This window comes from Pseudomonas sp. IT-196MI5 (assembly GCF_949767415.1).
Lineage (GTDB): Bacteria > Pseudomonadota > Gammaproteobacteria > Pseudomonadales > Pseudomonadaceae > Aquipseudomonas.
Map to the genome: position 1 here is coordinate 1 of NZ_CATKPZ010000048.1, position 1,255 is coordinate 1,255.

The following is a 1,255-nucleotide window of genomic DNA, read 5'->3' on the forward strand; positions in this document are numbered from 1 at the left end:
TGGGTGACGAAGTGGTTGATGCCATGCTTCCAAGAAAAGCTTCTAAGCTTCAGGTAACCAGGAACCGTACCCCAAACCGACACAGGTGGTTGGGTAGAGAATACCAAGGCGCTTGAGAGAACTCGGGTGAAGGAACTAGGCAAAATGGCACCGTAACTTCGGGAGAAGGTGCGCCGGTGAGGGTGAAGGACTTGCTCCGTAAGCCCACGCCGGTCGAAGATACCAGGCCGCTGCGACTGTTTATTAAAAACACAGCACTCTGCAAACACGAAAGTGGACGTATAGGGTGTGACGCCTGCCCGGTGCCGGAAGGTTAATTGATGGGGTTAGCTAACGCGAAGCTCTTGATCGAAGCCCCGGTAAACGGCGGCCGTAACTATAACGGTCCTAAGGTAGCGAAATTCCTTGTCGGGTAAGTTCCGACCTGCACGAATGGCGTAACGATGGCGGCGCTGTCTCCACCCGAGACTCAGTGAAATTGAAATCGCTGTGAAGATGCAGTGTATCCGCGGCTAGACGGAAAGACCCCGTGAACCTTTACTATAGCTTTGCACTGGACTTTGAATTTGCTTGTGTAGGATAGGTGGGAGGCTTTGAAGCGTGGACGCCAGTTCGCGTGGAGCCAACCTTGAAATACCACCCTGGCAACTTTGAGGTTCTAACTCAGGTCCGTTATCCGGATCGAGGACAGTGTATGGTGGGTAGTTTGACTGGGGCGGTCTCCTCCTAAAGAGTAACGGAGGAGTACGAAGGTGCGCTCAGACCGGTCGGAAATCGGTCGTAGAGTATAAAGGCAAAAGCGCGCTTGACTGCGAGACAGACACGTCGAGCAGGTACGAAAGTAGGTCTTAGTGATCCGGTGGTTCTGTATGGAAGGGCCATCGCTCAACGGATAAAAGGTACTCCGGGGATAACAGGCTGATACCGCCCAAGAGTTCATATCGACGGCGGTGTTTGGCACCTCGATGTCGGCTCATCACATCCTGGGGCTGAAGCCGGTCCCAAGGGTATGGCTGTTCGCCATTTAAAGTGGTACGCGAGCTGGGTTTAGAACGTCGTGAGACAGTTCGGTCCCTATCTGCCGTGGACGTTTGAGATTTGAGAGGGGCTGCTCCTAGTACGAGAGGACCGGAGTGGACGAACCTCTGGTGTTCCGGTTGTCACGCCAGTGGCATTGCCGGGTAGCTATGTTCGGAAAAGATAACCGCTGAAAGCATCTAAGCGGGAAACTTGCCTCAAGATGAGATCTCACTGG

The 1,255-nt window shown here is 53.6% G+C and carries 1 rRNA gene; it reads left to right on the forward strand.

The features are described from left to right. A 23S ribosomal RNA gene (locus ACM6IK_RS22680) occupies positions 1-1,255 on the forward strand; the annotation flags it as partial.